The organism is Streptomyces sp. NPDC088554 (genome assembly GCF_044752945.1).
Lineage (GTDB): Bacteria > Actinomycetota > Actinomycetes > Streptomycetales > Streptomycetaceae > Streptomyces.
This window is the reverse complement of the sequence record NZ_JBIVMF010000073.1, coordinates 1-5,240: the sequence shown is the minus strand read 5'-3', so window position 1 is coordinate 5,240 and position 5,240 is coordinate 1. Positions and strand designations below refer to the sequence as shown.

Annotated in this window: 7 protein-coding genes; 3 read left to right on the top strand and 4 right to left on the bottom strand. The window is 67.2% G+C overall.

Annotated elements, in window-relative coordinates; translation table 11 throughout:
* Positions 1–193: 193 nt before the first annotated feature.
* On the bottom strand, positions 194–436 hold the full coding sequence (locus tag ACIP8W_RS31715) for a hypothetical protein (protein ID WP_402205857.1): 243 nt from the start codon (positions 434–436) through the stop codon (positions 194–196).
* Positions 437–466: 30 nt separating this feature from the next.
* Positions 467–787: a hypothetical protein gene (locus ACIP8W_RS31710; RefSeq protein WP_402205855.1), complete on the bottom strand. Its 321-nt coding sequence runs from the start codon at positions 785–787 to the stop codon at positions 467–469.
* Positions 788–925: 138 nt separating this feature from the next.
* Between ACIP8W_RS31710 and ACIP8W_RS31705 the strand changes: the two genes are divergently transcribed.
* From ACIP8W_RS31705 to ACIP8W_RS31695, 3 genes are read left to right on the top strand one after another with little or no spacing between them, the layout of a single operon-like run.
* On the top strand, positions 926–1,309 hold the full coding sequence (locus ACIP8W_RS31705; RefSeq protein ID WP_402205853.1) for a hypothetical protein: 384 nt from the start codon (positions 926–928) through the stop codon (positions 1,307–1,309).
* 3 nt (positions 1,310–1,312) lie between these two features.
* Positions 1,313–2,557, top strand: a complete 1,245-nt coding sequence (locus ACIP8W_RS31700) for an AAA family ATPase (protein ID WP_402205851.1) — start codon at positions 1,313–1,315, stop codon at positions 2,555–2,557.
* Between the two features lie 9 nt (positions 2,558–2,566).
* Positions 2,567–3,841 carry a TniQ family protein gene (locus ACIP8W_RS31695; protein ID WP_402205849.1) on the top strand — a complete coding sequence of 425 codons (1,275 nt, stop codon included), beginning with the start codon at positions 2,567–2,569 and terminating at the stop codon, positions 3,839–3,841.
* A gap of 92 nt (positions 3,842–3,933) precedes the next feature.
* On the opposite strand, the gene ACIP8W_RS31690 is transcribed toward ACIP8W_RS31695, so the two are convergent.
* Both ACIP8W_RS31690 and ACIP8W_RS31685 read right to left on the bottom strand, forming a co-directional pair.
* Complete coding sequence (locus ACIP8W_RS31690) at positions 3,934–4,458, bottom strand: ATP-binding protein (RefSeq protein ID WP_402205847.1); 525 nt, start codon at positions 4,456–4,458, stop codon at positions 3,934–3,936.
* Positions 4,459–4,819: 361 nt separating this feature from the next.
* A partial coding sequence (locus ACIP8W_RS31685; RefSeq protein WP_402205845.1) for a hypothetical protein occupies positions 4,820–5,240 on the bottom strand: 421 nt, incomplete at its 5' end.

Sequence of the window (5,240 nt, the reverse complement as noted above, 5' to 3'; positions counted from 1 at the left end):
CGAACCATCGGCCCCTGCTGACCACGTCCCATCGATCGAAGAACCGTCCTGAACTGCAACAACATGCTCAGCTCGCGAACGAACCGGCGATAACGGACGGGCCGGCGATCACCAGGTTCTCGGCGCGGCCGATCCATTCCAGGGTGGTCAGCGAGTTCTGGGTGGGTTCGGGGATGGTGGAGTCCTCGGCCCGTCAGGAGCCGAGGGTCTTGCCGGTGGGGAAGTTCGCCGAGTGGCGGCGGAGCCGGCGGGTGGCCGCGTCGCGGCCGGTGACTTCCTCGGCTATCAGCAGCCGGAGGACCTCGGCGGGGTCCCAGCGCTGGGCTCGGGCGGTGGCCAGGACGTCGGGGGCCGCTTTGCGCATGTAGGGCAGGCGCATGCGACGCATGAGCTTGTCGGGTTCCTCGGGGATGGCGGGCGGGTTGGGAAAGCTCATGGAGGTGCCGTTCTCTTTGGTGATGCCGAGTCAGGATGTTCTGGTGGGCGGCGTGTCGGGTCGGATGCCCAGGGCCTGCCAGCCGATGGTTCCGTTCTGGACTGAGTGGGCTTCGTCCGCGCGGACGACCTCGTCGGCGGGCTTGCTGTCCGCGATGTGCCCCAGGATCGAGAGCAGGTCGTCGTCGGCGAAGCGCCCGGCCGTGGCCGCGAGTCCCAGGGCCTGGTCGACTCTGTCGTTGCCCAGGACGGTGGCCAGCTCGACCGCGCGGGCCATCTTGGAGCGGATACGGACCGCTCCGGCGGGTCCGGCCTCCTTGAGCCAGCGCCCGGCCCCGGGGTCGATGCCCACGAACGCGATCTCCGCTTCCGAGCGGGGCCCAGCCTCGGCTGGTGGACGCCGCGGACCGGACTGCCCCCGGTCGGCACGGTCCCTGCGTTCGGTGACCGACGGGTCTCCGAGCTACTGGCCGCCGCACGCGAGGCAGACATGCGGCCCCGCACGGATGCCGAACTGCCGCCCCTGCTGCTGGAGATCCTCGCCGCCCGGGTCCCGGTCAGCAGCTGGAAGACGGCCACCACCCGCTCCGAACGCATCAACCACGCCCGGGACGAGACCCAGGCCCGGGCCGCCGCCGAGGACCGGGCAGCTGCCCCGGCCCCTGTCTCACCGGTGACCCCCATGCCGCAGCGCGTCGAGCAAGCCGTCTCCGGCCTGGATGCCGAGCGTCGGCACCGCCGCGAAGAGGCGGTGACAAGACGTCCCACCAAACCCGCGCGGCTGGGAGCGAGTTACCGCTCCGGCAACCTGTTCCTGCTGCCCGAGGACGACACCGACCACCCCCAGCCTGACCCGCCGGACGAGGGAGCCTGAGCCGTGGACGACCGCGCCACGAGCGGTGATGGCGAGGCGGGCATCGTCTCGTTCCTGCGGGCCGGACCGCCACCGGACCGGCTCAGCTTCGAGGGATGGCAGCGCTGGCGCACGACCCGCAGCGCCTTCATCCCGGCTCCCCGGCTGAGCCCGGACCAATACCGGGCCCTGCCGACTCGCCGCCGAGCCCTGCACGATCTGCACCGCACCGCCTCACATGTCAACCTGGGGCTGCAGGAGACCCCGATGAGCCGCCGGGTCACCACGCTGATGAGATCCCGCATCCAGAACAACGCTCTGAACTTCACTCCCGGCACCCGCGACGGCCTGATGATCAGCGGGGGCGGCTACCAGGGCAAGACCGAGACGGCCTGCGAGGCCGCAGCGGCCTTCGAAGACTTCTGGCGCGACCTCCACCAGCAGCTCAACCCCAACGCGATCGAGGGGACCCGGGACCTGTTCGTCCCCGTCGCCTACTGCCAGACCCCGGTCAAGGCCACCCCGAAAGGGCTCTGCGAAGCGATCCTCGACTTCTACGGCGCCCCCTACGCCAAGACCCTCCGCGGCCTGATCCGCGGCGTCCGTGCCTCCCTGCACGACCACAACACCACCGTGCTGATCCTGGACGACATCACCCGGTTGAAGATGCACCGTGAGGACGACCAGGACACCCTCGACCTCATCCGCGACCTGATGTCCTTCAACGCCACCGTCATCCTCATCGGCGTCGACATCCCCGGCTCGGGCCTCCTGCGCGAAGGCCGGCCCGACCCCCGCACCGGCCAGTGGACTCTGCCCGGCGCCCGTCGTGGCCGCAGCGACCAGGCCGCCACCCAGACCGAACGCCGCTTCGACCTGGTCGACCTCGACCCGTTCACCTACGACACTCCTCAGGAGATCAACGCCTGGATCGAGCACCTGGCCGGCACCGAGGAACAACTCCGCCTCATCGGCGCCCGGGACGGCATGCTCACCGACGGCGACATGCCCGAATACCTTTTCCGCCGCACCGGGGGCATCGTCGGTCTCCTGCGGCGACTCGTCCAGGACGGCTGCACCCGCGCCATGGAGACCGGCCAGGAGGAGCTGACCACCCCTCTCCTCGACGAGATCACCATCAACCTCGGCAACCTTCTCGACCGCGACCCGCAGGCCGGCGAGATCCCTGCCGTCCCTGCCAAGCCCGCTCCGAAGCGCCGCCAGAAACCCCGCAACACCGTCTTCGACAACAAGGCCGCAGGAAAGTGACGGTGTCCCATGACTCCGCTACGGCCTCTGCCCCGCAGCCTCGCCCCGCTCCCGGATGAAAGCCTCGTCGGGCTTCTTCTCCGCCTGGCCCACCACAACAACGTCAGCCCCGGAACGATCGTCCGTCACACCGGGCTGAGCACCCACCGGACCGGGCTGACCGAACATCTCTCCATCAGCCAGCAGTACCTTCCAACACCGGAGCAATCAGCTGAGTTCGCACGCACCACCCGACTCGGTGAGGATGAGGTCGCCAACCTCTTCCTCGCCCCGTTCGGCGCCCGCTACGGACCGCTCGATGCAACGCTGATACGCCGGCCTCGGGGGCGGATCCTCCACGGCAACCATGACGTGTTCCGGCGCTGGTCACGGTTCTGCCCAAGATGCCTGGCCGGCGACTCCGGCATCGAGCGCGCTCACGGAGGCAGCTGGAAACGCATCTGGCGGCTCCCTCCGGTCTTCGCCTGCCCCGCCCACCGCTGCCTTCTCCGCCACAACTGCGCCAAATGCGGTCACCTCGGCATGGAGGTTCAGGGCTTCGCACTCATCCCCAGGATCAAGAACGAGGATCTTCACCCCAACCAATGCCGTGTCGTCACCGAAGGGCGACCGGAGCGCCTCAACGCCCCCGTCTGCGGCGCTCGCCACGACCAAGCCCCAGCGCCCGCCTGCAGCGAGGACTTCCTGAAGACAGCACTCGCACTGCAGCAGGACCTGATCGGATTCCTTTGCCCCGACGGCCCCCGAGAAGTGGGCAGCGTCGGGTGGATGGTCGACACCAATCAGTACTTCATCGACCTGCACACCGTCGCTGGCCTGATCACCCTGACCTGGCCGGCAGCCCGGAACCTCGCCCTCAGCGCCGAACACGTCGAAATCCTTGAGCAAGATGCCCTGGAGAGGGAAGAGCGCAGAGACCGCCTGAAAGGGGGAGCGGGCAAGTTCCACCGCTTCCACGCGCTGGCCAGCCCATCTGTCGACGCCAGGGCTTACGTCGCGGCGACCGTCATCGCCCACCAGATCTTGAAGGGGACCGACAGCGGCGCCTTGATGGCGCTCGCCCCGGTCCATGCGCACCTACAGGAAGTTCAAGGGCCCATGAAGACCACGGGCGACAGGATGCGCAACTTTCCGAGGAACTCCCCGCCGCTGAGATTTCTCCTCACCCACAGGACTCCCATCACGATCGAGGGAATCCACCAGTACGCGACAGCACGCGACCGCGAGTGGCGACCTGCACCGCTGCGACTTTTAGGCGTAGATGACACTGCGGTGCCGGGCTGAGCTGGGCCCTGGTTGAGCCTGTTCGCGCTGCTTGACCCCGGAAGGTCGTTCTTTGTCGCCACCTGCGCCTGTTTTCGGGTGGCGGGCGGACCTCAACTCTTGACGGCCTCTGCGATTTGCAGGGCGGCCTGCGCGGGCGTGAGGTACGTGGTGTCAACGACCTCGGCCTCGCCGTGCAGCCATGTCCGGGCCGCCTCGGCATAGGGCTCAAGGTATTGGAGACGAAACGGAGAGTTGGGGCCAAGAACGGTGTCGCCCGCGATCCGCCCGCGGAGGGTCTCCTGGTCGGCATGGAGGACGAAGTGCCGTACTGGAATGTCATGCTGGGCAAGGCCCGAGCTGATCTCGCGCCAGTACTGCTCGACCAGGACAGTCATGGGCATCACCAGAGTGCCACCCGTGTAGTCGAGTACGCGTCGGGCGGTTTCGACGACCAGCGGCCGCCACGGCGGCCAGTGCTGGAAGTTGTCCGTCTCGGGCAGCCCAGGCGTGATGTCCATGAGTGTCTCGCCTACCTTCTCGGCGTCGAACACCCGTGAATCCGGGATCAGCTGCTGCACGAGTGCACTGGTCGTCGTCTTGCCTGCGCCGTGGGTGCTGTTGAGCCATACGATCATGAGACCCAACGCTAGCGCTGTGCGGACCGCAGGAGCGGGCACAGCAGAAATCCGGTAGGGCTTCGGCGTTTCTCAGGGTGGTGTCAACCACCAAGATCAGGTGTCACCTATCTCGAAAAGTCGCAGCCGCTCGGCGACTACGGACTACTGGTGACAGGAATCCCTGCGAAGTGACAGTTATTGTCCATTCCCAGAAGATCTGAGTCGATGAGGTGCCCCTGATCTGCGCCTTGTCATTTCGGCCGGGACCCTTCGGAGCATGGAGGGCCCAGTGGATCTGAACAGCGGTGAGCCTGTTCGGGCGTGAGGTGGGGCTGTCCCAGCAGTTCTGTCTGGCCGAGGGGCTCTGGCCTGGGGCTTCTCAGTTCCACTGGGAATCATCTCGTAGGGCGTTGTGGTCCTCCGGCGACATCACCAGCATTAGTGATCTCCCCAATGAGTCGGTCCAGCGGAAGAGGGCGTCGTTGGAGAAGGTGTGGGTGTGGCGATTCTTGCGGAGAGATGGGACGTTGAGCCGGTGCTCGGCTTCTGTGTAGGCAGCGTCGATTGTGCGCCGGTGCTGGCTGAGGTTCACCCATCGGCGAGGCGCCCGCCGTGCTCGCCAAGCAGGGTCGGCCACCATGCCGAGCATGGTGACGAACTCCGGGTAGGTGGCGATGTACTCCCGCTCGTCGACGCGTCGCCTGATTGACGGCGGTCTCCGTAAGCTCCCCGTGTGCGGCCAAATACCGCGCAATTTATGGCCACGGGTTTCCCCGCGTACGGCCAGATCTTCTCCCCGC

Coding starts and splice junctions, on each gene's coding strand:
- ACIP8W_RS31695 (WP_402205849.1), top strand. CDS start 2,567: ATGACTCCGCTACGGCCTCTGCCCCGCAGCCTCGCCCCGCTCCCGGAT.
- ACIP8W_RS31715 (WP_402205857.1), bottom strand. CDS start 436: ATGAGCTTTCCCAACCCGCCCGCCATCCCCGAGGAACCCGACAAGCTC.
- ACIP8W_RS31690 (WP_402205847.1), bottom strand. CDS start 4,458: ATGATCGTATGGCTCAACAGCACCCACGGCGCAGGCAAGACGACGACC.
- ACIP8W_RS31705 (WP_402205853.1), top strand. CDS start 926: ATGCGGCCCCGCACGGATGCCGAACTGCCGCCCCTGCTGCTGGAGATC.